At 73.3% G+C, this 23,419-nt stretch carries 28 protein-coding genes; 23 read left to right on the top strand and 5 right to left on the bottom strand.

The genetic code is table 11. The features are described 5' to 3' along the window. The 11 genes from GCL84_RS16955 to GCL84_RS17005 all read left to right on the top strand — a co-directional run bounded on the left by GCL84_RS16955 (window position 1) and on the right by GCL84_RS17005 (window position 7,056). Entirely contained in the window at window positions 1-639 is a 639-nt protein-coding gene (locus GCL84_RS16955) for an MOSC domain-containing protein (protein ID WP_156756452.1), read from the top strand. Then, the gene (locus GCL84_RS16960; RefSeq protein ID WP_235926340.1) at window positions 636-1,097 is read left to right on the top strand and encodes an NUDIX hydrolase; all 462 of its coding nucleotides are present in this window, start codon (window positions 636-638) and stop codon (window positions 1,095-1,097) included. Before GCL84_RS16955 ends, GCL84_RS16960 begins: the two co-directional genes overlap by 4 nt. After that, window positions 1,094-1,777: a DNA alkylation repair protein gene (locus GCL84_RS16965; protein WP_156756453.1), complete on the top strand. Its 684-nt coding sequence runs from the start codon at window positions 1,094-1,096 to the stop codon at window positions 1,775-1,777. The genes GCL84_RS16960 and GCL84_RS16965 overlap by 4 nt, the downstream gene beginning before the upstream one ends. Window positions 1,778-1,829: 52 nt before the next feature. Continuing rightward, complete coding sequence (gene rpe, locus GCL84_RS16970; RefSeq protein WP_156756523.1) at window positions 1,830-2,495, top strand: ribulose-phosphate 3-epimerase; 666 nt, start codon at window positions 1,830-1,832, stop codon at window positions 2,493-2,495. Window positions 2,496-2,634: 139 nt separating this feature from the next. Then, window positions 2,635-3,630 carry a bifunctional diaminohydroxyphosphoribosylaminopyrimidine deaminase/5-amino-6-(5-phosphoribosylamino)uracil reductase RibD gene (gene ribD, locus GCL84_RS16975; RefSeq protein WP_156756524.1) on the top strand — a complete coding sequence of 332 codons (996 nt, stop codon included), beginning with the start codon at window positions 2,635-2,637 and terminating at the stop codon, window positions 3,628-3,630. 19 nt (window positions 3,631-3,649) lie between these two features. Then, window positions 3,650-4,264, top strand: a complete 615-nt coding sequence (locus GCL84_RS16980) for a riboflavin synthase (protein ID WP_156756454.1) — start codon at window positions 3,650-3,652, stop codon at window positions 4,262-4,264. Continuing rightward, entirely contained in the window at window positions 4,257-5,522 is a 1,266-nt protein-coding gene (locus tag GCL84_RS16985; RefSeq protein WP_156756455.1) for a bifunctional 3,4-dihydroxy-2-butanone-4-phosphate synthase/GTP cyclohydrolase II, read from the top strand. The genes GCL84_RS16980 and GCL84_RS16985 overlap by 8 nt, the downstream gene beginning before the upstream one ends. Further along, window positions 5,519-5,998, top strand: coding sequence for a 6,7-dimethyl-8-ribityllumazine synthase (gene ribH / locus GCL84_RS16990; protein WP_156756456.1), 480 nt, complete (start codon window positions 5,519-5,521; stop codon window positions 5,996-5,998). Before GCL84_RS16985 ends, ribH begins: the two co-directional genes overlap by 4 nt. After that, window positions 5,995-6,450, top strand: coding sequence for a PH domain-containing protein (locus tag GCL84_RS16995; RefSeq protein ID WP_156756457.1), 456 nt, complete (start codon window positions 5,995-5,997; stop codon window positions 6,448-6,450). Before ribH ends, GCL84_RS16995 begins: the two co-directional genes overlap by 4 nt. A gap of 44 nt (window positions 6,451-6,494) precedes the next feature. Then, window positions 6,495-6,722 (top strand): ribbon-helix-helix domain-containing protein, encoded by a 228-nt coding sequence (locus tag GCL84_RS17000; RefSeq protein WP_156756458.1) that lies wholly within the window; start codon window positions 6,495-6,497, stop codon window positions 6,720-6,722. After that, complete coding sequence (locus GCL84_RS17005; protein WP_156756459.1) at window positions 6,709-7,056, top strand: type II toxin-antitoxin system PemK/MazF family toxin; 348 nt, start codon at window positions 6,709-6,711, stop codon at window positions 7,054-7,056. The genes GCL84_RS17000 and GCL84_RS17005 overlap by 14 nt, the downstream gene beginning before the upstream one ends. On the opposite strand, the gene GCL84_RS17010 is transcribed toward GCL84_RS17005, so the two are convergent. Beyond that, window positions 7,033-7,272: a hypothetical protein gene (locus GCL84_RS17010; protein WP_197523312.1), complete on the bottom strand. Its 240-nt coding sequence runs from the start codon at window positions 7,270-7,272 to the stop codon at window positions 7,033-7,035. The two genes, GCL84_RS17005 and GCL84_RS17010, sit on opposite strands and share 24 nt — an antisense overlap. A gap of 192 nt (window positions 7,273-7,464) precedes the next feature. Between GCL84_RS17010 and GCL84_RS17015 the strand changes: the two genes are divergently transcribed. From GCL84_RS17015 to tpiA, 10 genes are all read left to right on the top strand, one after another. Beyond that, entirely contained in the window at window positions 7,465-7,956 is a 492-nt protein-coding gene (locus GCL84_RS17015; protein ID WP_235926342.1) for a Rieske (2Fe-2S) protein, read from the top strand. 131 nt (window positions 7,957-8,087) lie between these two features. Next, window positions 8,088-9,116, top strand: a complete 1,029-nt coding sequence (locus GCL84_RS17020; protein WP_156756460.1) for a GDSL-type esterase/lipase family protein — start codon at window positions 8,088-8,090, stop codon at window positions 9,114-9,116. Between the two features lie 54 nt (window positions 9,117-9,170). After that, on the top strand, window positions 9,171-10,115 hold the full coding sequence (locus GCL84_RS17025; protein WP_156756461.1) for a hypothetical protein: 945 nt from the start codon (window positions 9,171-9,173) through the stop codon (window positions 10,113-10,115). A gap of 4 nt (window positions 10,116-10,119) precedes the next feature. Next, on the top strand, window positions 10,120-12,087 hold the full coding sequence (gene uvrC, locus GCL84_RS17030; protein ID WP_156756462.1) for an excinuclease ABC subunit UvrC: 1,968 nt from the start codon (window positions 10,120-10,122) through the stop codon (window positions 12,085-12,087). Continuing rightward, window positions 12,084-13,004 carry an RNase adapter RapZ gene (gene rapZ, locus GCL84_RS17035; protein ID WP_407924403.1) on the top strand — a complete coding sequence of 307 codons (921 nt, stop codon included), beginning with the start codon at window positions 12,084-12,086 and terminating at the stop codon, window positions 13,002-13,004. Before uvrC ends, rapZ begins: the two co-directional genes overlap by 4 nt. An 11-nt stretch (window positions 13,005-13,015) precedes the next feature. Next, entirely contained in the window at window positions 13,016-13,963 is a 948-nt protein-coding gene (locus GCL84_RS17040; protein WP_156756528.1) for a gluconeogenesis factor YvcK family protein, read from the top strand. Between the two features lie 82 nt (window positions 13,964-14,045). Then, the gene (gene whiA / locus GCL84_RS17045; RefSeq protein WP_156756463.1) at window positions 14,046-15,032 is read left to right on the top strand and encodes a DNA-binding protein WhiA; all 987 of its coding nucleotides are present in this window, start codon (window positions 14,046-14,048) and stop codon (window positions 15,030-15,032) included. Between the two features lie 446 nt (window positions 15,033-15,478). Next, a complete protein-coding gene (gap, locus tag GCL84_RS17050; RefSeq protein ID WP_156756464.1) occupies window positions 15,479-16,483 on the top strand; it encodes a type I glyceraldehyde-3-phosphate dehydrogenase in 1,005 nt (334 codons plus the stop codon). Between the two features lie 10 nt (window positions 16,484-16,493). Next, complete coding sequence (locus tag GCL84_RS17055; RefSeq protein ID WP_156756465.1) at window positions 16,494-17,681, top strand: phosphoglycerate kinase; 1,188 nt, start codon at window positions 16,494-16,496, stop codon at window positions 17,679-17,681. Continuing rightward, the gene (gene tpiA / locus GCL84_RS17060) at window positions 17,681-18,466 is read left to right on the top strand and encodes a triose-phosphate isomerase (protein ID WP_156756466.1); all 786 of its coding nucleotides are present in this window, start codon (window positions 17,681-17,683) and stop codon (window positions 18,464-18,466) included. The genes GCL84_RS17055 and tpiA overlap by 1 nt, the downstream gene beginning before the upstream one ends. Window positions 18,467-18,516: 50 nt before the next feature. On the opposite strand, the gene GCL84_RS17065 is transcribed toward tpiA, so the two are convergent. From GCL84_RS17065 to GCL84_RS17075, 3 genes are all read right to left on the bottom strand, one after another. Continuing rightward, complete coding sequence (locus GCL84_RS17065; RefSeq protein WP_156756467.1) at window positions 18,517-19,623, bottom strand: epoxide hydrolase family protein; 1,107 nt, start codon at window positions 19,621-19,623, stop codon at window positions 18,517-18,519. Between the two features lie 98 nt (window positions 19,624-19,721). After that, window positions 19,722-20,126 (bottom strand): MFS transporter, encoded by a 405-nt coding sequence (locus GCL84_RS30995; RefSeq protein WP_197523313.1) that lies wholly within the window; start codon window positions 20,124-20,126, stop codon window positions 19,722-19,724. Window positions 20,127-20,175: 49 nt separating this feature from the next. Beyond that, window positions 20,176-21,327: a beta-1,3-glucanase family protein gene (locus GCL84_RS17075; protein WP_156756468.1), complete on the bottom strand. Its 1,152-nt coding sequence runs from the start codon at window positions 21,325-21,327 to the stop codon at window positions 20,176-20,178. Between the two features lie 268 nt (window positions 21,328-21,595). Here GCL84_RS17075 and secG point away from each other — a divergent pair, with 268 nt between their 5' ends. Both secG and GCL84_RS17085 read left to right on the top strand, forming a co-directional pair. After that, complete coding sequence (gene secG, locus GCL84_RS17080; protein WP_156756469.1) at window positions 21,596-21,835, top strand: preprotein translocase subunit SecG; 240 nt, start codon at window positions 21,596-21,598, stop codon at window positions 21,833-21,835. Between the two features lie 108 nt (window positions 21,836-21,943). Then, a complete protein-coding gene (locus GCL84_RS17085) occupies window positions 21,944-22,285 on the top strand; it encodes an RNA polymerase-binding protein RbpA (RefSeq protein ID WP_156756470.1) in 342 nt (113 codons plus the stop codon). A gap of 366 nt (window positions 22,286-22,651) precedes the next feature. Here the strand turns inward: GCL84_RS17085 and GCL84_RS17090 are convergent, their stop codons facing one another. After that, window positions 22,652-23,341 (bottom strand): hypothetical protein, encoded by a 690-nt coding sequence (locus GCL84_RS17090; RefSeq protein ID WP_156756471.1) that lies wholly within the window; start codon window positions 23,339-23,341, stop codon window positions 22,652-22,654. Window positions 23,342-23,419 lie beyond the last annotated feature (78 nt).

The raw sequence follows: 23,419 nt of genomic DNA on the forward strand, positions 1-23,419 counted from the left end.
ATGAGCATCGTGCGCGCGGTCAACGTCGGGAAGGCGATCGAGGTCGAGTCCAAGTCGGGCCGCTCGGGGATCGACAAGCGGCCGGTCGACGGGGCTGTGCTGGTCACCGCGCCCGGGGCGGGCGGCAGCGGACTGGCGGGTGACGAGATCATCGACGGCCGGGTGCACGGGGGGCCGGTGCAGGCCGTGTACGCCTATGCCAGGGAAGACCTCGACCGGTGGCAGACCGAGCTGGGGGTCGTGCTGGCGGACGGGGTGTTCGGGGAGAACCTCACCACCGTCGGCATCGACATCACCGGGACCAAGGTGGGCGAGCTGTGGCGGGTCGGTGAGGAGCTGGTGCTGCGGGTGACCACGCCGAGGATGCCGTGCCGGACGTTCGCGGCGTGGCTCGACCGCGAGGGGTGGGTGAAGACCTTCACCCAGCACGCGGTGCCCGGCACCTACCTGAGCGTGGAGGAGCCGGGGCACGTCCGCGCGGGCGACCGGGTCACCGTCCTGGAGCGCCCCGGGCACGGGGTGACCGTCGGCATGGCCTTCCGCGCGGTCACGCTCGAGCCCGAGCTGCTGCCCGGCATCGATGTCGACGGGGTGCACGAGGAGCTGCGGGCGACGGCGCGCAAGCGGATCTCGGCGTGAGCGCGCGGAAGTCGACCAGGCTGGCCGCCTACGCCGTGTGCGTGGAGAACGAGGAGGTCCTCCTGGCCAGGTGGGTCGGACCGAGCGGCAGGCGCTGGACGCTGCCCGGCGGCGGCATCGACCACGGCGAGGACCCGCTCGACGCCGTGGTCCGCGAGGTGATGGAGGAGACCGGGTACAGCGTCCAGGTCGACGCCCTGCTGGGCATCGACTCCATCCGGCGGGCGCTGCCGGGCACGCTGTCCGACACCGACTGGCACGGGCTGCGCGTGGTGTACGCGACCACGGTCACCGGCGGCGAGCTGCGGTTCGAGGAGGGCGGCTCCACCGACATGGCCGCCTGGGTGCCGCTGGCCGAGGTCGCCGCGCTGGACCGGACCGAGCTGGTCGACGTCGGCCTGGAACTGGCCCGCACCCGCCCGCCGACCGGGCGCAACGAGGGGGTCCTGCCCGCGTGAGCTACGCCGTCGCGGTCCGGGCGGCGCTGGCCGCCGCCGCCGACCCGGCCAAGGCCGAGGGCATGCGCCGGTACATGAAGTCGGAGATGCCCTTCCTCGGCGTGGCCAAGCCCGAGCGCGCCAGGCTGGTGCGCGACGCCATCGCCGCGCACCCGTGCGCCACCAAGGACGAGTGGCTGGCCGAGGCGCGCGGCCTGTGGCGCGGCGCGGTCCACCGGGAGGAGCGCTACGCGGCGACCGACCTGACCGGCGCCCGCCGCTACGCCGGGTGGCAGACCGCCGACGTGCTGCCCCTCTACGAGGAGTTCATCGTCACCGGCGCCTGGTGGGACCACGTGGACGAGGTCGCCGCGCACCGCGTCGGACCGCTGCTGCGCGCCTTCCCCGACGAGATCACCCCGGTCGTGCGCGCCTGGGCCACCGACCCCGACCGCTGGCGGCGGCGCACGTCGCTGATCTGCCAGCTCGCCGCCAAGGCCGACCTCGACACCGACCTGCTCACCCACGCCATCGAGTCCACACAGGACGACCAGGACTTCTTCCTGCGCAAGGCGATCGGCTGGGCCCTGCGCCAGCACGCCCGGGTAGACCCGGACTGGGTGCGCGCCTTCGTGGACGGGCACCCGCGGCTGTCCCCGCTGTCCCGGCGCGAGGCGCTCAAACACCTCGGGGGCGGCTAGGCCGCCGGTCGTCGGGGACCGGCTAAGGTCTGTGCCTGTGCCAACCAAGCCCATGATCGCGCCCAGCATCCTGTCCGCGGACTTCGCCCGCCTCGCCGAGGCCCTCGACGCCATCCGCGGCGCCGACTGGGTGCACGTGGACGTGATGGACGCGCACTTCGTGCCGAACCTGACGCTGGGGCTGCCGGTGGTGGAGTCGCTGCTCAAGGCGACCGACATCCCGATGGACTGCCACCTGATGATCGAGGACCCGGACCGGTGGGCGGTCGGGTACGCCGAGGCGGGCGCGCACAACGTCACCGTGCACGTCGAGGCGGCCAAGGACCCGGTGCGCCTGGCGCGCGACCTGCGCGCCGCGGGGGCGAAGGCGGGGCTGTCGATCAAGCCGGGGACGCCGATCGAGCCCTACATCGAGCTGCTCGAGGAGTACGACACGCTGCTGGTGATGTCGGTCGAGCCCGGGTTCGGCGGCCAGTCGTTCATCGCCGACGTGCTGGACAAGGCCAGGACGGTCCGCGACCTGGTCGACACCGGCCACCTCAACCTGGTGGTCGAGATCGACGGCGGCATCAACGCCGACACCGTCGAGCAGGCCGCCGAGGCGGGCGTGGACTGCTTCGTCGCCGGTTCGGCCGTCTACGGGGCCGACGACCCGGCCCGGGCCATCGAGGGCCTGCGCGCCCAGGCCGCCTCCGCCCACGAACGGTTCACGGCTTAGCGGCCCAGCCCGCGAACCCGGGGTCGCGCCTGCGTCGCCCAGCACGCGGGACGAAACCAGCGCGTCGCGCCGGGCGCGTGCACCGCGACAGCCGAGCCCTGACAGACTGTCCGCCGTGGAGGAGAGCCTGGCCGCGGCGATGCGCGCCGCCATCGCGCGCGCCGAGGACGCCAGGGGCGCCACCAGTCCCAACCCGCCCGTCGGCGCGGTCGTGCTCGACGTGGCCGGGCGCGTCGTCGGCTCCGGGGCCACCCAGCCGCCCGGTGGGTCGCACGCCGAGGTGGGCGCGCTGGCCGAGGCCGGGTCGCGGGCCAGGGGCGGCACCGCTGTGGTCACGCTGGAGCCCTGCGCGCACCACGGCCGCACACCGCCGTGCACCGACGCGCTGCTGGCAGCCGGGATCGCGCGCGTGGTCTACGCCGTCGCCGACCCGAACCCGCAGGCCGCGGGGGGCGCCCGCGTGCTGGCCGACGCCGGGGTGCTGGTCGAGGGCGGGCTGCTCGCCGACGAGGTCGCCGCGGGCCCGCTGCGCGCCTGGCTGCGCGCCACCGCGACCGGCCGCCCGCACGTCACCTGGAAGTACGCCGCGAGCCTGGACGGGCGCTCCGCCGCCGCCGACGGCACCAGCCGGTGGATCAGCTCGGAGACCTCCCGCGCCGAGGTGCACCGGCTGCGCCGCCAGGTCGACGCCATCGTCGCGGGCCGCGGGACCGTCCTCGCCGACGACCCCGCCCTCACCGCCCGGCAGGACGATGGAACACCCGCGCCCCGCCAACCGTTGCGAGTCGTCGTGGGACTCGGCGACATCCCGGCGGGCGCGCGCGTGCTCGACGACGCGGCCGAGACCCTGCACGTGCGCACCCGCGAGCCCGCCGAGGTGCTCGCCGCGCTGGCCGCTCGCGGCGTCGTCGACGTCCTGCTCGAGGGCGGCCCCGCGCTGGCGGGCGCGTTCGTCGCGGCCGGGCTGGTCGACCGCGTGCTCGCCTACGTCGCCCCGGTGCTGCTCGGCGCGGGGACCCCGGCGCTGGGCGCGGCGGGAGTGTCGACCATCACCGGGGCCCACCGGTTCCGGGTCGAAGGCGTCACCATGAGCGGACCGGACGTGCGGGTCTGCGCTGTCCCGGTCGGGGACTGACAGGTAGGAGGAACTGGGAGTGTTCACCGGGATCGTCGAGGAGCGCGGGGCCGTGGTGGCCGTGCGCGACCTCGCCGACGCCGCCCGCGTCACCATCGCCGGGCCGCTGGTCACCAGCGACGCCAAGCGGGGGGACTCCATCGCGGTCAACGGCGTCTGCCTGACCGTGGTCGAGCTCGCGGACGGCGCCTTCACCGCCGACGTCATGCACGAGACGCTCAAGCGCTCGAGCCTGGACGGGGTCGCCGAGGGCGACCAGGTCAACCTGGAGCGCGCCGCGGCCGTCGGCCAGCGCTTCGGCGGGCACATCGTGCAGGGCCACGTCGACGGGACCGGGCTGATCATCTCCCGGGAGCCGTCCGAGCACTGGGAGCTGGTGACCGTCGGCCTGCCGCGCGAGCTGGCCAGGTACGTGGTCGAGAAGGGCTCCATCACCGTCGACGGCGTCTCGCTGACCGTCGTCGGCGTGGGCGACGACTGGTTCTCGGTGAGCCTCATCCCGGAGACCCTGCGCGCCACCACCCTGGGCGACCGGGCGGTGGGGGACAAGGTCAACCTCGAGGTCGACGTCATCGCCAAGTACGTGGAGCGGCTGACCACGGCGCACACCCGCAAGGAGACCCACGGTGAGTGACTTTCCGGACATCGACCGCGCGCTGGTCGACATCGCCGCGGGCAAGGCGGTCGTGGTCGTCGACGACGAGGACCGCGAGAACGAGGGCGACCTGATCTTCGCGGCCGAGAAGACCACCCCGGAGCTGCTGGCCTTCATGGTCCGCTACACCTCCGGCTACGTCTGCGTCGCGCTGACCGACACCGACTGCGCCCGGCTGGACCTGCCGCCGATGTTCCACACCAACCAGGACGCGCGCGGCACCGCCTACACGGTCACGGTCGACGCCAAGGAGGGCATCACCACCGGCATCTCCGCGCACGACCGGGCGCTGACCATCCGCAAGCTGGCCGACCCCGGGTCGGTCGCGGGCGACTTCAACCGGCCCGGCCACGTCGTGCCGCTGCGCGCCCGCGACGGCGGCGTGCTGCGCCGCCCGGGGCACACCGAGGCCGCCGTCGACCTGGCCAAGATGGCCGGGCTCGCGCCCGCGGGCGTGCTGTGCGAGATCGTGTCGCAGAAGTCCGAGGGCGACATGGCCCTGCGCGACGAGCTCGAGGTCTTCGCCGCCGAGCACGACCTCGCGGTCATCACCATCGCCGACCTCATCGCCTACCGGCGGCGCACCGAGAAGCAGGTCGCCCGGGTCGCCGAGGCGCGCATCCCCACCGCGCACGGCACCTTCCGGGCCGTCGGCTACGACAGCCTGCTCGACGGCATCGAGCACGTCGCGCTGGTCTACGGCGACCTCGACGACGGCAAGGACGTGCTGGTCCGGGTGCACTCCGAGTGCCTGACCGGCGACGTGCTCGGCTCGCTGCGCTGCGACTGCGGCCCGCAGCTCGACGCCGCGCTGGCGGCCGTGGCCGCCGAGGGCCGCGGCGTCGTGCTCTACATGCGCGGGCACGAGGGCCGCGGCATCGGCCTCATGCACAAGCTGCAGGCCTACCAGCTCCAGGACGAGGGCCAGGACACCGTCGACGCGAACCTGTCGCTGGGTGTCCCGGCCGACGCCCGCGACTACGGCACCGGCGCGCAGATCCTGGTCGACCTGGGCATCCGGTCGATGCGCCTGCTGACCAACAATCCCGCCAAGCGGGTCGGCCTGGAGGGCTACGGCCTGACCGTCACCGACCGGGTGCCGCTGTCGGTGTGGCCGAACCCGGAGAACCTGCGGTACCTGCGCACCAAGCGCGACCGGATGGGCCACGAGCTGACCGATCTGGAGAAGTACGAGGGCGGCATCGCCGTCGTCCCCGGGCGAGAGGACACCACGTGAGCGGGACGGGAAGGCCGGTGGCGGAGGCCCCGGACGCGACGGGGCTGCGGCTGGGCATCGTCGCCACCACGTGGCACGCGGAGATCACCGAGCTGCTGCTGGGGCGCGCGGTCTCCGCCGCCGCCGACGCGGGCATCCCCGACGCCACGGTCGTGCGGGTCCCGGGCGCGGTGGAGCTGCCGGTGGTCGCCCAGCAGCTCGCCAGGACCCATGACGCGGTCGTGGCGCTGGGCGTCGTCGTGCGCGGCGGCACCCCGCACTTCGAGTACGTGTGCGACGCGGTGACCGCCGGGCTGACCAGGGTGTCGCTGGACGAGTCCGTGCCGGTCGGCAACGGGGTGCTGACGGTGAACACCGACGAGCAGGCCGTCGAGCGCGCGGGCGGTCCCGGGGCGAGCGAGGACAAGGGCTACGAGGCCTGCGTCGCCGCGCTCGAGACCGCCCTGGTCCTGCGCGGGCTGCGGGGTGCGCGGTGACCGCCCGGACGGCTCCGGCGTCGCTGACCTCCCGGCCGAGGAAGATCCGCTGGGTGTCCGGGGTGTTCGCGGTCGTGTTCATCGCCGTGTTCACCGTGGTCGCGGTCCTGCTGCGCGACACCCCCACGGGGGTCTACTTCCAGATCTCCGACCAGATCGCGATGGTGGGCATCGGCGTGCTGATGGCCTGCGGCGCGCTGTGGTTCACCCGGCCCAAGGTCACCGCCGACGCCGAGGGCGTCAGCGTGCGCAACATGCTCGGCAGCACCCGGTTCGCCTGGGCGGAAGTGGTGTCGATCAGCTTCCCGGACGGCGCCTCGTGGGCCCGGCTGGAGCTGCCGGACGACGAGTACGTGCCGGTCATGGCCGTGCAGGCCATCGATGGCGACCGCTCCGTGGCCGCCATCCGGGAACTGCGCGCGCTGCACAAGGCCGCCGTCACCACCTCCTGAGCGGCGGTGGCCCCGCCGGTGCCACCGCCGGTAGCATCGGCGGTGTGAAACTGAGTGTGAGCCTGCCCGAGGAGGACGTGCGCTTCCTCGACGAGTACTCGGCGCGCGCCGACACGGCGTCGCGCTCGGCGGTCATCCACCAGGCCATCGGCCTGCTGCGGGAGTCCACCCTGCGCGAGGCCTACGCCGCCGCGTTCGACGAGTGGGAGGCGGGCGACGGGCCCGGGTGGGAGCCCGTGTCCGCTGACGGATTGGCCGATGCGCCGAGGTGACATCCACCTGGTCGACCTCGAGCCCGTGCGCGGCTCGGAGGCGGACAAGGTCCGCCCCGCGGTGATCGTGTCCAACGACGCCGCCAACCAGGTCGCCGCCCGCACCGGGCGCGGGGTGGTGACCGTCGTGCCGATCACCTCCAACACCGCCCGCGTCTTCCCCTTCCAGGTCCTGCTCCCCGCCGCCCAGTGCGGGCTGGCCGTCGACTCCAAGGCCCAGGCCGAGCAGGTCCGCGCCATCGCCGCCGCCCGCGTGCGCCGCCGCCTCGGCCGCGTCCCCGCCCCGGCCCTGGCCGCCCTCGACGCCGCGCTACGCCTCCACCTGGGACTCTGACCGCCGCCGCGACCTGCGCCGGGCCCACCAGAACCCGATCGCGGCGAGCACGCCCGGTCCGCAGTGGACCGCCAGCACCCCGGCCAGGCCGGGACCACCCCAGTCGTCGCGGTAGGTCGCGGGGTCGAACACGTCGATCACGAACGGCTCGGCGATCGCGCGCAGCACCAGGTACGCGCCCAGAACGCCTGCCAGGAACATCGGCAGCTTCCGCATGCCCACCACGATCGTCCCGGCGGACGGGCCCCGGCATCGGGGATGTCCCCGATGCCGACCAGGAGACCGGCCTGCCTGTGGGGAAGCTGTGAACCGCCTGCTCGGGTGAACCGGTGGGTGGGCGTTCGCGTAGCCCCGGGTGTAGACCGGACGTGGCGCGAGCCGCCGTCTCCACCGAAGGAGGCCCACCGCGTGACTGCCGAACCCACCACAGCGACACCCGCGCCGACCGCCCAGCCCCGGACCCGCCGCCAGGCGCTGTGCGGGCTGATGATCGCCCTGGTCGCCCCCGGGGCGCTCATCGCGGCGTGCGGCGCCGAGACCGACTCCGGCTCCACGGTGGACAACCCGAACACCCCCACCAGCGGGTCCAACGGGTCCAGCGCCCCCGGCGGCTCGCTCGCCGCGGTGGCCGACATCCCCGACGGCGGCGGCAAGCTCGTCGACAACCCCGCGGGCGGCCAGGTCCTGCTGGTCCGCACCGGCTCGGAGGTCACCGCCTTCGACCCGACCTGCCCGCACCAGGGCGCCACCGTCGAGCCGCCGGAGAACGGCGTCATCACCTGCCGGCGCCACGGCAGCACCTTCACCAGCTCCGACGGCGCGGTCACCCAGGGCCCGGCCCGCACCGGCCTCAAGACCGTCGCGGTCACCGTCGAGGGCGGGAACGTCCTGTTGGGCTGAGCCGTCCCGGCGCGCGGCCGCGGCCCGGTCGTGCGCCGGACGGTCCTGGCGGGAGATCCATTCGGGTTATGGAGCCACGTGATAATCCCTGGTTGAGTGATTATCACCCCGCACCTCGACCAGGAGGACCCATGCTGTCCGCCCGAGTGATCGGCCTCGCCACAGCGGCCGCGCTGACCGGCGCGCTCGTCTCCACCGCCGCCACCACCGCGACCGCCGTCGCCGACGACCGCCCCACCGCCGTGGTGTCCCTCGGGGACAGCGCCATCTCCGGCGAGGGCGCGGGCGACTACGAGCCGGGCACCAACGGCGAGAACGGCAACTGGTGCCACCGCTCGGCCAACGCCCTCATCCACAAGACCGCGCTGGCCGACAAGACCGTCAACCTCGCCTGCTCCGGCGCCGACGCGGCCAACGTCTCACTGGCCGACACGACCCACTACACCGAGGGCTCGCAGGCCCGCAGGCTCACCCGGGTCGCCACCGAGAACCGCGTCACCGCCGTGGTCCTGCAGGTCGGCGCCAACGACGAGCCCGCCTTCGCCGACACGATCGTCGACTGCGCCCTCAAGTGGCTCAACCCCTTCGGCCGCTCCTGCTCCGCCACCCTGCGCGGCGAGTGGCCCCAGCGCCTCAACGCCATGGCCCCCCGCGTCGAGGCCGCCATCGCCGACGTCAGGACCGCCATGCGCACCGCGGGCTACGCCGACGCCGACTACCGGTTCATCCTGACCTCGTACGCCTCCCCGGTCACCGAGAAGATGGACAAGATCACCCACGGCCCCGACGGCTGCCCCCTGCGCCTGGTCGACGCGGGCTGGGGCCGCACCGAGGCCGTCCCCCAGCTCGCCGAGTCCCTGCGCGGCGCCGCCACCCGCGCGGGTGTGTCTTTCCTGGACTTCAGCCGCGCCACCGAGGGCCGCGAGGCCTGCGCGAGCACCCGTTCCGCCGAGTGGCAGAACCGCCTGCTGGTCGACCTGGAGACCCTCGCCTCCGGCGGCCTGGACGCCATCGGCATCCACATGGTCCAGCAGTCCTTCCACCCCAACGCCGCCGCCCACGCCCAACTCGGCTCCTGCGTCACCCAGTTCGTCAACTCCGGCGCCAACAGCGCCGCCTGCGTCCCCACCCCCCAGGGCACGCTCCAGGCCGTGAGCTGACGGAGACGCGAAAACCCCACGACAGCCGAGCCGGTCGCGCGGTTCACTGGGCGGGTGGAACCCCTGCCCGACGGCCTGCGCGACCGGCTCCGCCTCCTGCGCGCCCAGGTCGAGCTGGACCAGGTCCGCCCGGCGGACGCGGTCCGGCTGGCCTGTGACCTGCTCGTGGCCGACGTCGAGTCCGACGGCGTGCTCGACTTGGCGGTGGAGCCGTTCGACACCGGCCTGCGCACCGCCGGACCGCTCATCGATCGCGTGCTCGACGGGATGGGCGTCGAGCGGCCCGACGCCGACGAGGCCGCCCGCACCGTCGCCGAGGACATCGCCCGCGCCATGCTCGCCGGGACGCTGGCCCCCGAGGACGGCGCGGCCCAGATGTGGTCGGTGTCGCGCGGCGCGGGCCACCCGGGGGTGCTCGTCAACTTCCTCGGCCCGCTGGAGGAGTGGGAGAACTGGGAGGGCGGGCCGCAGACCGACGCCGACCGGGCGGCCATCCGCGCCCGCGTCCTGGAGCTGGCCGCCCTGCTGCGCCCCGGTCCACGCGACCCGGGCACCCGCGCCAACACCCCGTACGCGGTCAGCGTCCTCGAGGCGCAGCACTACACCGGCACCGTCGACCACCGCGCCGCCGCCCGCCTCGCTCGAACCCTGCTCGCCGAGGGCGTCACCGCGGCCGCGGGACTCGCCGCCGCGCCCGACGACCTGACCCGCGCCGAGAGCGGCCCGCTCGTCCACACCCTGGTCGTGGGACTCGGCTTGGACAACCACGTGCGGGCCCCGCTGGTGGCGGGCGCCGACCTGGCCCGCCGGGTCCTCGCGGGCGACCTCGACCCGACCACCGGGCTGCACCTGCTGCGCGAACTCGCGGTCATCTGGACGAACACACCCGACCTCGTCCCGTTCCGGCGGGACCTGCCGGAACAGGCGCGCGGCGCCGCACTGCGCGAGCTGGTCCGCGCGGCCGACCACCGGGTTGTCGTACCCCGCCCGTACTGTTGACGGCGTGCCAGACCCGTCCACCTACCGCCCCGCCACGGGCACCATCCCCGACGCCCCGGGTGTCTACAAGTTCCGGGACCCCACCACCCGGGTGATCTACGTCGGCAAGGCGAAGAGCTTGCGCAGCAGGCTCAACTCGTACTTCGCCGACGTCTCCGCGCTGCACCCGCGCACCCGGCAGATGGTGACCACCGCCGGGTCGGTGGAGTGGACCGTGGTCGGCACCGAGGTCGAGGCGCTGCAGCTCGAGTACAACTGGATCAAGGAGTTCGACCCGCGGTTCAACGTCCGCTACCGCGACGACAAGACCTACCCCGTGCTCGCCGTGACCTTGAACGAGGAGTACCCGCGGCTGCACGTCTACCGGGGGCCGCGCAAGAAGGGCGTGCGCTACTTCGGGCCGTACGCGCACGCGTGGGCGATCCGGGAGACGCTCGACCTGCTGCTGCGGGTCTTCCCCGCGCGCACGTGCTCGGCGGGGGTCTTCAAGCGGCACGGCCAGATCGGGCGGCCGTGCCTGCTCGGCTACATCGACAAGTGCTCCGCCCCCTGCGTCGACCGGGTCGACGCCGAGGAGCACCGCGAGATCGTGGACGAGTTCTGCGATTTCCTCTCCGGCAAGACCGACCACATGGTGCGGCGGCTGGAGAAGCAGATGGCGGAGGCGTCCGAGGCCTGGGAGTTCGAGCGGGCGGCGCGGCTGCGCGACGACATCGGGGCGCTGCGGCGCGCGATGGAGAAGCAGGCGGTGGTGCTCGGCGACGGGACCGACGCCGACGTGGTGGCCTTCGCCTTCGACGACCTGGAGGCCGCCGTGCAGGTGTTCCACGTGCGCGGCGGGCGGGTGCGCGGGCAGCGCGGGTGGGTGGTCGACCGGCTCGAGGAGGGCAAGGACGTCAACCCGGTCACCGCGCTGGTCGACCAGTTCCTCAGCCAGTTCTACGGCGACCAGGCCGCGATCGAGACCGACGGCGCCGCTGTCCCGCGCGAGGTGCTGGTGCCGGAACTACCCGACGACGCCGACACCATCGCCGACTGGCTCACCGGCCTGCGCGGGTCGCGGGTCGCGCTGCGGGTGCCCCAGCGCGGCGACAAGCGGGCGCTGATGGAGACCGTCGAGCGCAACGCCAAGGAGTCGTTCACCCAGCACAAGCTGCGCCGCGCCGGCGACCTGACCGCCCGGTCCGCCGCGCTGCAGGAGTTGCAGGACCACCTCGGCCTCGACACCGCGCCGCTGCGGGTGGAGTGCGTCGACATCTCCCACACCCAGGGCAGCGACGTCGTGGCCTCGCTGGTGGTCTTCGAGGACGGCCTGGCGCGCAAGTCCGAGTACCGCCGCTTCGCCATCCGCGAGGCCGCCACCGAGGGCGACGTGGCCGCCATCGCCGAGGTCACCCGCCGCCGGTTCGCCAAGTACGCCGGGGAGCCCGCCGAGACCCCCGGGGCCCGGCCGGGCATCGACCCCGAGACCGGCAAGCCCAAGCGCTTCGCCTACCCGCCCAACCTCTACGTCGTCGACGGCGCGGGCCCGCAGGCCGACGCCGCCGCCGAGGTGCTGTCCCAGCTCGGCGTGACCGACGTCGCGGTGGTCGGCCTGGCCAAGCGGCTGGAGGAGGTGTGGCTGCCCGGCGACCCGGACCCGGCCATCCTCCCGCGCACCAGCGAGGCGCTGTTCCTGCTGCAACGGGTGCGCGACGAGGCCCACCGCTTCGCCATCGCCTACCATCGGCAGAAGCGCTCCAAGCGCCTCACCGCGTCCGCGCTCGACGACGTGCCCGGGCTGGGGCAGACCCGCAAGGCGGTCCTCATCAAGCACTTCGGCTCGCTCAAGCGGTTGCGCGCGGCGAGCGTCGAGGAGATCGAGAGCGTCCCCGGGATCGGACCGGGGACAGCCCGCGCGGTGCACACCGCGCTCGCGGGCGGCACGCGGGACCAGACCGCGCCGGACGGCGCGCAGGAGAGGCGGCAGTGAGCGAGGCGAGTGGGCGCGACGGCAGTTTGGACCAGTCCCAGCAGGCGGCCGGGCCCGGCATCGAGGTCGCGGTGGTCACCGGGCTGTCCGGGGCGGGCCGCAGCACCGCGGCCAAGTGCCTGGAGGACCTGGGCTGGTTCGTGGTGGACAACCTCCCGCCGGAGCTGATCTCCACCATGGTGGAGCTCGGGTCCCAGGCCAGGGGCGTGATCACCAAGGTGGCCGTGGTCATGGACGTGCGCTCGCGCGCGTTCACCGAGGACCTCTCGGCCATCATCAAGGACCTCGACGCCCGCGGGTACAAGCCGCGCGTGCTGTTCCTCGAGGCCACCGACGACGTGCTGGTGCGCCGCTTCGAGTCGGTCCGCCGCGGCCACCCGCTGCAGGGCGAGGGCAGGTTGATAGACGGCATCACCGCCGAGCGGCAGCTCCTGCAGCCGCTGCGCGGCGAGGCCGACCTCATCCTGGACACCTCGACGCTGTCGGTGCACCAGCTCCGGGCCAAGATCGAGGACGCGTTCGGCACCGAGGCGACCACCGCCACCCGGGTCACCGTGCTGTCCTTCGGCTACAAGTACGGCCTGCCGATGGACTCCGACCTGGTCATGGACGTGCGCTTCCTGCCGAACCCGTTCTGGATACCCGAGCTCAAGGACCAGACCGGCCGCGACACCGACGTGCGCAACTACGTGCTCAGCCAGGAGGGCGCGGACGAGTTCCTCGACCGCTACCACGAGCTGCTGCGCCTGATCGGCGCCGGGTACCGGCGCGAGGGCAAGCGGTACCTGACGCTGGCGGTCGGCTGCACCGGCGGCAAGCACCGCAGCGTGGCCATCTCCGAGGAGCTGGCGCGGCGGCTGTCCGACGAGGACGGCATGGCCGTCAAGGTCGTGCACCGCGACCTGGGCCGCGAGTGAGCGCACGCCCCCTGCGCGCGGTCGCGCTGGGCGGTGGGCACGGCCTGCACGCCACGCTGAGCGCCCTGCGCGGGTTCACCGACGACGTCACCGCCGTGGTCACCGTCGCCGACGACGGCGGCTCCTCGGGCAGGCTGCGCCGCGAGCTGGGCCTGCTGCCCCCCGGCGACCTGCGCAAGGCGCTGCTGGCCCTGGCTGGCCCGGACTCGGCGTGGGCGGCCACGTTCGACCACCGCTTCGGCGGCACCGGCGCGCTGGCCGGGCACGCCGTGGGCAACCTGGTGCTGGCCGGGCTGCTGGAGACCATGCACGACCCGGTCGCCGTGCTCGCCGAGGCAGCCCGGTTGCTCGGGGTGTCCGGGCGGGTGCTGCCGATGTCACCCGAACCGGTGGACATCGAGGCCGATGTCACCGGCCTCGAGGAGGACCCGTCGACGGTGCGGCACATCCGCGGCCAGGTCGCCGTGGCCACCACACCCGGCCGCGTCCAGCGCATCCGGCTGCTCTCGGCGCGCCGCCGCGGTGAGACGCCCAAGGCGTGCGCGCAGGCCGTCGAGGCGGTGCTCGGCGCCGACGTGGTGCTGCTCGGACCGGGCTCGTGGTTCACCAGCGTGCTGCCGCACCTGCTCGTCCCGGACCTGCACGACGCGCTGGTGCGCACCACCGCGACCAGGGTCGTCGTGCTCAACCTGGTCCCCCAACCGGGGGAAACCGAGGGCTTCTCGCCGGAGAACCACCTCGACGTCCTGGTCGCCCACGCCCCCGACCTGCGGGTCGACGCGGTGATCGCCGACGCCGACTCGGTGCCGACCCCGGACCGCCTTCGGCAGGCGGCCAAGGCGCTGGGCGCGGAGATCAGGCTGGACGCCATCGCCGCCCGCGACGCCGCCGACCGGCACGACCCGGCGGCCCTGGGCGACAGCATCGCCCGAGCGGTGGCGACCGTCCGCCACCGGTGAGGGCGGCACGGTCCGGGTTGAGCGCCCGTGGTGGGATAGTGCCCCGCGACGCGCGCCCGACCGGGCAGGGAGAGGAGGACCAGTGGCGATGACAGCCGCAGTCAAGGACGAGCTGAGCAGGCTCACGGTGTCCAAGACCTGTTGCAGGCGGGCCGAGGTGTCCTCCCTGCTGCGGTTCGCGGGCGGCCTGCACATCGTCGCGGGCCGGGTGGTCGTCGAGGCCGAGCTGGACACCGGGTCGGTCGCGCGCAGGCTCCGCAAGGAGATCCACGACCTGTACGGCCACCAGGCCGACGTGCACGTCATCACCTCCGGCGGCCTGCGCAAGGGCACCCGCTACGTCGTCCGCGTGGTCAAGGACGGTGACGGCCTCGCCCGCCAGACCGGCCTGATCGACCCGCGCGGGCGCCCGGTGCGCGGCCTGCCCGCCCCCGTCGTCTCCGGCGGCGTCTGCGACGCCGAGGCCGCCTGGCGCGGCGCGTTCCTGGCCCACGGCTCGCTCACCGAGCCCGGCCGCTCCTCGGCCCTGGAGATCACCTGCCCCGGCCCCGAGGCCGCCCTGGCCGTCGTCGGCGCCGCCCGCCGCATGGGCGTGCAGGCCAAGTCCCGCGAGGTCCGCGGCGCCGACCGCGTGGTCGTCCGCGACGGCGACGCCATCTCGGCCCTGCTGACCCGCCTCGGCGCCCACTCCAGCGTGCTGGCCTGGGAGGAACGCCGCATGCGCCGCGAGGTCCGAGCCACGGCCAACCGCCTGGCCAACTTCGACGACGCCAACCTGCGCCGCTCCGCCCGGGCCGCCGTGGCCGCGGCCGCGCGGGTGCAGCGCGCCATGGAGATCCTCGGCCCGGAGGCCCCCGAACACCTGACCGCCGCGGGTGAGCTGCGCCTGAAGAACAAGCAGGCCTCCCTCGAGGAGCTGGGCCAGCTCTCCGAACCCCCCATGACCAAGGACGCCGTGGCGGGCCGCATCCGCCGCCTCCTGGCCATGGCCGACAAACGCGCCCGCGACCTCGGCCTCCCCGACACCGAGTCAGCGGTGACGCCCGACATGCTCGAGGCCGACGCCTGACCAGCTCAGCCGATCCCCGACCGCGGCGGACGAGGTGACCGCACACGCCTGACCGGCCCCGCTCGTGCCGGGATACTCCCACCCCACCGCCAATTTGTGAACTGGGTCTCACCTTGTATCTGGCACCCCCGCCCCCGCCTCTTGTCAGGCGATGGGGGCTCGGGTGCCGCTTGGGGGAGGGGCACCCGGGGTATGGGGGAGACGGAGCGGGGTTCGCCGGGCGTGGGGGCCGGTGGACCCCGCTCCGCTTTTCCCAGGAGAGCGCCGCGCTGTCGGGGGATGATGAAATACCGGGGGCGGTGGGTCGCGCATGGTGATCTCCACGCCGATCTGATTCGATAAAGAGAGACCGCTGACCTCGTGGCCTGCGGACGGGCGGGTGGACGCTAGGGTTTCCGGTCAAGCAAGGTTTGTTGCACGCACCCAGTCGCAAAGAGGAGACGCAGGTGACGGTTCGCGTAGGTGTCAACGGGTTCGGTCGGATCGGTCGCAACTTCTACCGGGCGGTCGCGGCCAGTGAGCACGACATCGAGATCGTGGCCTTCAACGACCTCGGCGACGTGGCGACCATGGCCCACCTGCTCAAGTACGACAGCATCCTCGGCAGGCTGCCCGAGGACGTGTCGGTGACCGACGAGGGCATCAAGGTCGGCGACCACACCATCAAGGCCCTCGCCGAGCGCGACCCGGGCAAGCTGCCCTGGAAGGACCTCGGCGTCGACGTCGTGGTCGAGTCGACCGGGTTCTTCACCAAGGCCGCCGACGCGCGCAAGCACGTCGACGAGGGTGGCGCCAAGAAGGTCATCATCTCCGCCCCGGCCTCCGGTGAGGACCTGACCGTCGTCCTGGGCGCGAACGAGGGCCAGTACGACGGCTCGCAGACCGTCATCTCCAACGCCTCTTGCACCACCAACTGCCTGGCCCCGCTGGCGAAGGTGCTGCACGACTCGTTCACGGTCGAGCGCGGCCTGATGACGACCATCCACGCGTACACCCAGGACCAGAACCTGCAGGACGCGCCGCACAAGGACCTGCGCCGCTCGCGGGCCGCCGCGCTGAACATCGTGCCGACCTCGACCGGCGCGGCCAAGGCGATCGGCCTGGTGCTGCCCGACCTCAAGGGCAAGCTGGACGGCTACGCGCTGCGCGTGCCGGTGCCGACCGGCTCGGCCACCGACCTGACGGTGACCCTGTCCCGCGACGTCACCCTGGACGAGGTGCAGCAGGCCTACCAGGCCGCCGCCGCGGGCCCGCTCAAGGGGATCCTGCGCTACAACACCGACCCGATCGTCTCCTCGGACATCGTCACCGACCCGGCGTCGTGCATCTACGACGCGCCGCTGACCAAGGTCACCGGCAACCTGGTCAAGGTCGTGGGCTGGTACGACAACGAGTGGGGCTACTCCAACCGCCTCGCCGACCTGACCGCGCTCGTCGCCTCCAAGCTCTGAGGGCGCGCGCATGAAGACGGTCAAGGACCTCATCGACGAGGGGGTGGCCGGTCGCCGCGTGTTCGTGCGCGCCGACCTGAACGTGCCCCTCGACGGCTCCAGGATCACCGACGACGGCCGGATCAAGGCCGCGCTGCCGACGATCCGGGCGCTCGCCGAGGCGGGCGCGAAGGTCGTCGTCGCCGCGCACCTGGGCAGGCCGAAGGGCGAGCCGGAGCCGAAGTTCTCGCTGGCCCCGGTCGCCACCCGGCTGGGTGAGCTGCTGGGCGCACCGGTGGCGCTGGCCACCGACGTGGTCGGCGACTCCGCGGTGTCCACCGTGGCCTCGCTGCCCGACGGCGCGGTGGCGCTGCTGGAGAACGTGCGCTTCGAGCCGGGCGAGACCAGCAAGGACGCCACCGAGCGCGCCGCGCTGGCCGACCGGTACGCCGCGCTGGCCGACGTGTTCGTCTCCGACGGCTTCGGGGTCGTGCACCGCGAGCAGGCCTCGGTCTACGACATCGCCGCCAAGCTCCCCGCGTACGCCGGTGGCCTGGTGCTCGCCGAGGTCGAGGTGCTGCGCCAGCTCGCGGGCGAGCCGAGGCGGCCGTACGTGGTCGCGCTGGGCGGGTCGAAGGTGTCGGACAAGCTCGCGGTCATCGAGACGCTGCTGCCCAAGGTGGACGCGATCCTCGTCGGCGGCGGCATGTGCTTCACCTTCCTCGCCGCCGAGGGCCTCGGGGTGGGCGACTCGCTGCTGGAGTCGGACATGATCGACACCTGCAAGCGGCTGCTCGCCGAGAACCCGGGCAAGATCCTGCTCCCGGCCGACGTGGTCATCGCCGACGACTTCTCCGCCGAGGCGAGCACCCAGACCGTCCTCGTCGCGAACATGCGCGAGGGCTGGAAGGGCCTGGACATCGGCCCGATCACCGTCGACCGGTACACCGACGTCATCGCGGGCGCGGGGACGATCTTCTGGAACGGCCCGATGGGCGTGTTCGAGCTGGCCCCGTTCGCCGAGGGCACCCGCGGCGTGGCCCAGGCCATCGTGGACTCCCCGGCGTACTCGGTCGTCGGCGGCGGCGACTCGGCCGCGGCGGTGCGCCTGCTCGGCCTGCCCGAGGACGGGTTCTCGCACATCTCGACCGGTGGCGGCGCGTCGCTGGAGTACCTGGAGGGCAAGGACCTCCCCGGCGTCGCTGTGCTGGAGGGCTGATGGCCAGGCAGGTCCTGATCGCGGGCAACTGGAAGATGAACCTCAACCACCTCGAGGCCATCGCCCTGGTGCAGAAGATCGCCTTCGCGCTGCCCGAGAAGTACTACGCCAAGGTCGAGGTGGCCGTGCTGCCGCCGTTCACCGACATCCGGTCGATCCAGACCATGGTGGACGGTGACAAGCTCAAGCTGCGCTACGGCGCGCAGGACATCTCCAAGCACGACTCCGGCGCCTACACCGGCGAGGTCTCCGGGCCGATGCTGGCGAAGCTGGGCTGCTCCTACGTCACCGTCGGGCACTCCGAGCGCCGCGAGTACCAGGCCGAGACCGACGAGCTGGTCAACAGCAAGGTCAAGGCCGCGCTCAAGCACGGGATCACCCCGATCCTGTGCCTGGGCGAGCGGCTGGAGGTCCGCGAGGCGGGCGGGCACGTCGAGCACTGCGTCGAGCAGTTGCTCGCCGGGCTCAAGGGCCTCAAGGCCGACCAGGTGGCCAAGGTCGTCGTGGCCTACGAGCCGGTCTGGGCCATCGGCACCGGCAAGGTCGCCACGGCGGCCGACGCCCAGGAGGTGTGCAGGGCCCTGCGCGGCGCCCTCACCGAGAAGTACGGCGACGAGGTCGCGGGCACCGTCCGCGTCCTCTACGGCGGCTCGGTGAAGTCGGGCAGCATCGGCGAGCTCGTCGCCCAGGAGGACATCGACGGCGCCCTGGTGGGCGGCGCGAGCCTGCAGGCCGACGAGTTCACCAAGCTGTGCGCGCTGGCCGCGGGTGGACCGCTGCCGTAGGGGTTTCCGCTGGGCGGGGGCGCACGGCTCGCCGTGCGCCCCCTTCCGCCTCAGAGCGCCCGGAAGAACGCGCGCACGTCGTCGACCAGCACGTCCGGGGCCTCGAGCGCGAGGAAGTGCCCGCCCCGGTCGACCTCCGTCCAGCGCACGACGTGGTGGTCGCGCTCGACCCACGGCCGGACGGTCACGTCGTGGGCCGACACCAGGACGCCGGTCGGCACGGTCCCGCGCACGGTGTCGCCCCACTCCTTCGCGGAGATCTCCTCGTAGTAGACCTGCGCCGCCGACGCGGCCGTCCCGGTGAACCAGTAGATCGCCACGTCGGTCAGCACCCGGTCCCGGTCGACCTCGACCGCGGCCAGCTCGTGGAACTTCTCCGCGATCCAGGCGAGCTGCCCGACGGGCGAGTCGTGCAGGCCGTAGGCCACGGTCTGCGGCCGCTTGGCGTTGCACCGCAAGTAGCCGTCGTTGAAGTCCCGCATCCGCTCCCACCGCGCCTGGTCGGCGGCGGTGAGCCCGTCGAACTCGCCGTCGGAGCCGTCCGGGAAGCCGATGGCGGCGTTGAGGTGCACACCGACGACCCGGTCCGGCGCGAGCCGCCCCAGCTCGGGCGCGACCCAGGAACCGGTGTCGTAGCCCTGCACGCCGTAGCGGTCGTAGCCGACGCGGGCCATGACCTCGGCGAGCACCCCGGCCATCCGCGCCGCGCCCATGCCGGGGCCCGCGAGCGGGGTGGAGAAGCCGAACCCGGGCAGCGACGGGACGACCAGGTGGAAGGCGTCGGCGGGGTCGCCGCCGTGGGCGCGCGGGTCCGACAGCGGGCCGAGCACGTCGAGGAAGTCGACGACGCCACCGGGCCAGCCGTGCAGGAGCAGCAGCGGGCGGGCGTCGGGCTCGGGGGAGCGCACGTGCAGGAAGTGGACGGTCTGGCCGTCGACCTCGGTGCGGAACTGGGGGTGGGCGTTGATCTCGGCCTCGCGGGCGCGCCAGTCGAAGCCGGTGCGCCAGTGCTCGGCGAGCTCGCGCAGCACGGCGACGGGGACGCCGCGGTCCCAGCCGACGCCGGGCAACTCGGCCGGGAAGCGGGCGGCGGCGAGCCGGGCGTGCAGGTCGTCGAGATCGGCCTGCGGGACGTCGATGCGGAACGGGGTGAGCATGGACCGGACCGTAGACACTCATCCGGACAGCTCCGGTCCGCGAGCCCGGCGCGGGAGCAGCAGCGCGGTGGCCGCCGGCAAGACGAACTGCATGGCGATCACCAGCGCCAGTCCCGCTGTCCCCGGCCCGACGAACGCGGGCCCCCCGACCAGACCCCCGCAGCGCCCCCACCAGCACCCGGTGCTGCCCGAACCGCCGCGCCAGCGGCGAGGCCAGCCGCGACAGGCGGCGGCTCGTCGCGGCCGATGGCGCGGATGCCCGCCGCGGACAACACGAAGCTGGCGGCGTTGACGACCATCGCGACCACCGGGCCGAAGACCCCGATCAGCGCGCCGCCCAGCGGCGGGCCGAGGGTGGTCGCGGTCCAGGTCGTGGACTTGGAGCACCCATTGGCGCGCGGCGGCGCCAGGGACTTGAGGCACGCGCCGCTCGCGGACTCGAACGCGATGTCCGCCGTGCTGACCCCGAAGGCCGCCCCCAACCACCCGGACTGCCGCCCCACGACGCCTCCCCCTCGACCGGTGGCATGGTGCCACCGGTCGAGGCGGCGGTCAGAAGGCCGTGGCGGTGACCGTCATGGCGGTGGGGGAGTGGTCCTCGATGTAGGAAGCGTGTTCGCAGACGTCGTCGAAGGCGAAGCCGTAGGCCTTGCCGTCGGTGGTGTTCTCGTGCATGACCCGCGAGTAGTGGTTGCTGGGGCCGATCTTGTAGTAGGCGCCCGCGTCGGTCACCGGCTGGTTCGGGGTGGTCAGCAGGACGCCCCGGTTGAGGCCCGCGCCCAGGACCGCCGCGACCGGGCCGGTGACGCCGTCGTTGGGGGCGGCCAGCGCCCCGTCGCAGAACAGGGCGTCGCGGGTGGTCGGCTTGGCGAAGGGCTTGACGCCGTTGTCGAAGACGAGGCGCCCGCCCTGGACCCGGCCGGTGAAGGTCGTGTTGTTGGCGTTGACGACCATGTCCTGGGTCTCGTAGCGGGCCCAGACCTCGTCGATGTGGCCCGCGAGGAAGTCCGCGTCGAACCTGCCCGAGTCCAGGCCGTGCCCGGGTGCGATGACCCGGACGTCGTCGACGACCAGGTCCGAGAAGCCCGCCTGGGCGCGCAGCGACTCGAAGACCCGCGCCCGGCCGCCGTCGGCCAGGCGGCCGGTGGACTGGGTGCGCTCGCCGACGAGGTCGATCGACAGCGGCACCGAGAGCATGTCGACCATCGTGGTGTTGCAGTGCATGCCGGTGTCGTTGTGGGTGAACTCGACGCAGTCGTGCAGGACGCCGTGGTTCGGGTCGGTCGGCACCCAGCCCGCCGGGTAGGCGAGCGTGTCGCCCTGGTTGGCCCTGAACTTGAGCTTCTCGCCGACCGAGAGGTAGATCCGGCCGGACATGCCCTGGGGCAGGGCGACGGTCAGCTCGCCGTGCACGGCCAGCGCGTAATCGGTGTAGCCGTCGCTGCCGTTGTCCGCCGTCGAGATGGGGACGAGTCGTCCGTCGGCGGTCACGCGCGACTGGCGCCCGGTGGCCAGGTCGGTGCCCACGACGTAGGCGAAGAGCGTCGCGCCCGCGTGCGCGCCGGTGCGGTTGACCAGGCGGATGGGCAGGGCGGCGCGGGGGGACACCGCGCCGCCCGCGCCCGCGGCCACCGCCGGGCCGAGGAACGGGGCGCTGGCGGCGGCGACGGCCACGCCGCCGAGGAACTTCCTCCGGTTGATCATCGGGCCGACTCCTTTGTCGTGACGGGTCGTGCAGGGGGCTCGATTGTCGGCATTGTTTGTTTGGAAACACAACAAATTCGCTCGAATGGTCCAGACCAACCGGGGTCGACCGGGCGGATCCGGCGGGAAGTGGTCATGGGCGCGGGCGACCGCCCGCGCTCTCGCCCGTGGCCCGGGAAACGACGTCGGCGCGGCGCGGGGCGGTGGTCGATCCCACAGGGGTGACCGGGTAACCTAGGGCTTCCACTGTCCCGACAGCGAGGGTGAAATGTCTGTTGTCCTGATCCTGCAGATCGCGCTCATCGTCACCAGCCTGTTGCTGATCCTGCTGGTGCTGCTCCACCGCGGTCGTGGCGGCGGTCTGTCCTCGCTGTTCGGTGGTGGCATGCAGTCCAGCCTCTCCGGGTCGAGTGTCGTGGAGAAGAACCTCGACCGGATCACCCTGTTCGTCGGGGCGATCTGGATCATCTGCGTCGTCGGCCTCGGGTTGCTGGTCAAGATCAGCTAGTTCGCTGCCGATCCCCGGGCCCGTCCCGGGGATCGGTGTGTTTACTCCGGAAGAGGTCCGGCGTGGGTGAGCGTCGGACCGCATCACGCGGTGGGGGTGTGTACATCAATGGCCGGTGGTAACGCGATCCGGGGTACCCGGGTCGGTGCTGGTCCCATGGGTGAGTCCGAGCGCGGCGAGTCCGCGCCACGGCAGCGGGTGTCCTACTGGTGCGCCAACGGGCACGAGTCGCGCCCGTCGTTCGCCGTGGAGGCCGAGAAGCCCGACTCCTGGGACTGCCCCCGGTGCGGCTTGCCCGGTGGCCTCGACCAGCAGGCGCCGCCCAAGGCTCCCCGCAACGAGCCCTACAAGACGCACCTGGCCTACGTCAAGGAGCGCCGCTCGGACGAGGATGGCGAGGCCATCCTGGCCGAGGCGCTGGCGAAGCTCCGGGCCAAGCGCGAGCTGTAAATCGGCACGCGGGCGGAGCCGCGGGCCTCTTCGAGGTCCACGGCTCCGCCGCACCGTCACCGCGCCGTCGACGACGGCGCGCGCCGCTCCCACAGCGCCAGCCGTGACGCAGGCGGCCACCAGAGAGCCCGCCGTGTTGTTGAGGAAGTCCTGCGTCTCGCACAGGCCGCGGTGCGTCAGCGGCTGACCCAGCTCGGCTGGTCCAGCGCGACCACGCCGGGCTGCGCCAACGCACACACCGCCCGCCATGAGCGGGTCGGAAAGAAACCTGAGCGCTGATTCGACCGCCAGTCGAATGCGTTCGAACACCGACACGAACCCTTCATCCATCATTCTGATGTGCACGCCGCACCCCCAGGTCGTCGGTCAGGGGCCAGGCTCGACTCCGATGCCGATCTCCACCGAGGTGGAGGTCAGGACGGTCCCCGCCGTGAGCCCGTCGACGTCGCGGGTGGCGACCCGGCGTTCGCCGATGAACCGGCCGGTGCCCGGATCGATGATGATCTCCTGCCGCACGTGGCCGTCGTCCACGCCCGGCGCGGTGCCGGTCCGGCCGTCGAGGCCGCCTGCCGGTCGACCACCTGGAGACCGGGCAGCCGCGCCAGCGCCTGGTAGAGCCTGGCCCGCACGTCCCCGCCCACCAGGCCGCTGCGCAGCGCGGTGGCGGCCTGGTCCAACATCCGCGCCTCGGGGGAGGCGTCCCCGCCGGGGGAAGGTCGTCCCGCAGGCGTTCGAGCAGTTCGTCGGGGTCGGTGGGCGGCCCGCCTGCCACTCGGCCGTCGGGTGCCGCCAACCGCCGGGCTCGCGGCACTGCTGGGCGGGCTCGACGGAGAAGTCGCCGCAGCGAGCGCGCTCGTCCCCCTCGGGCCAGGTGTTGGTGGTGGCCACGCCCGCCGCCCGCGCCTGCTCCTCGGTGCCGAGCACCCAGCGCTGGTCGCCGGTCACGTCCCCGCGTGCCAACCACTGCTCGGTCGGGTCGGCCGGGGCCCAGGTCTGCACCAGGTTCTCCACCAAGCGGGCGAACCTGGTGCCGTCCTGGGCGGTCGCCGAGGCCATCCACCAGGCCAGGCGGCGACGTAGCGGTACCGGCCGGGCTCGATCGGCTCGTCGACCGCGTCCGCCACCCTGTCCGCC

This window comes from Actinokineospora pegani, assembly GCF_009745975.1.
In the GTDB taxonomy this organism is placed as follows: Bacteria; Actinomycetota; Actinomycetes; order Mycobacteriales; family Pseudonocardiaceae; genus Actinokineospora; species Actinokineospora pegani.

Coding starts and splice junctions, on each gene's coding strand:
- GCL84_RS17055 (WP_156756465.1), top strand. CDS start 16,494: ATGAAGACGGTCAAGGACCTCATCGACGAGGGGGTGGCCGGTCGCCGC.
- GCL84_RS17075 (WP_156756468.1), bottom strand. CDS start 21,327: ATGATCAACCGGAGGAAGTTCCTCGGCGGCGTGGCCGTCGCCGCCGCC.
- GCL84_RS16955 (WP_156756452.1), top strand. CDS start 1: ATGAGCATCGTGCGCGCGGTCAACGTCGGGAAGGCGATCGAGGTCGAG.
- tpiA (WP_156756466.1), top strand. CDS start 17,681: ATGGCCAGGCAGGTCCTGATCGCGGGCAACTGGAAGATGAACCTCAAC.
- GCL84_RS17005 (WP_156756459.1), top strand. CDS start 6,709: ATGCGCCGAGGTGACATCCACCTGGTCGACCTCGAGCCCGTGCGCGGC.
- GCL84_RS17010 (WP_197523312.1), bottom strand. CDS start 7,272: ATGCGGAAGCTGCCGATGTTCCTGGCAGGCGTTCTGGGCGCGTACCTG.
- rpe (WP_156756523.1), top strand. CDS start 1,830: ATGATCGCGCCCAGCATCCTGTCCGCGGACTTCGCCCGCCTCGCCGAG.
- GCL84_RS17065 (WP_156756467.1), bottom strand. CDS start 19,623: ATGCTCACCCCGTTCCGCATCGACGTCCCGCAGGCCGATCTCGACGAC.
- secG (WP_156756469.1), top strand. CDS start 21,596: ATGTCTGTTGTCCTGATCCTGCAGATCGCGCTCATCGTCACCAGCCTG.
- GCL84_RS17020 (WP_156756460.1), top strand. CDS start 8,088: ATGCTGTCCGCCCGAGTGATCGGCCTCGCCACAGCGGCCGCGCTGACC.
- GCL84_RS17090 (WP_156756471.1), bottom strand. CDS start 23,341: ATGGCCTCGGCGACCGCCCAGGACGGCACCAGGTTCGCCCGCTTGGTG.
- ribD (WP_156756524.1), top strand. CDS start 2,635: ATGCGCGCCGCCATCGCGCGCGCCGAGGACGCCAGGGGCGCCACCAGT.
- GCL84_RS17085 (WP_156756470.1), top strand. CDS start 21,944: ATGGCCGGTGGTAACGCGATCCGGGGTACCCGGGTCGGTGCTGGTCCC.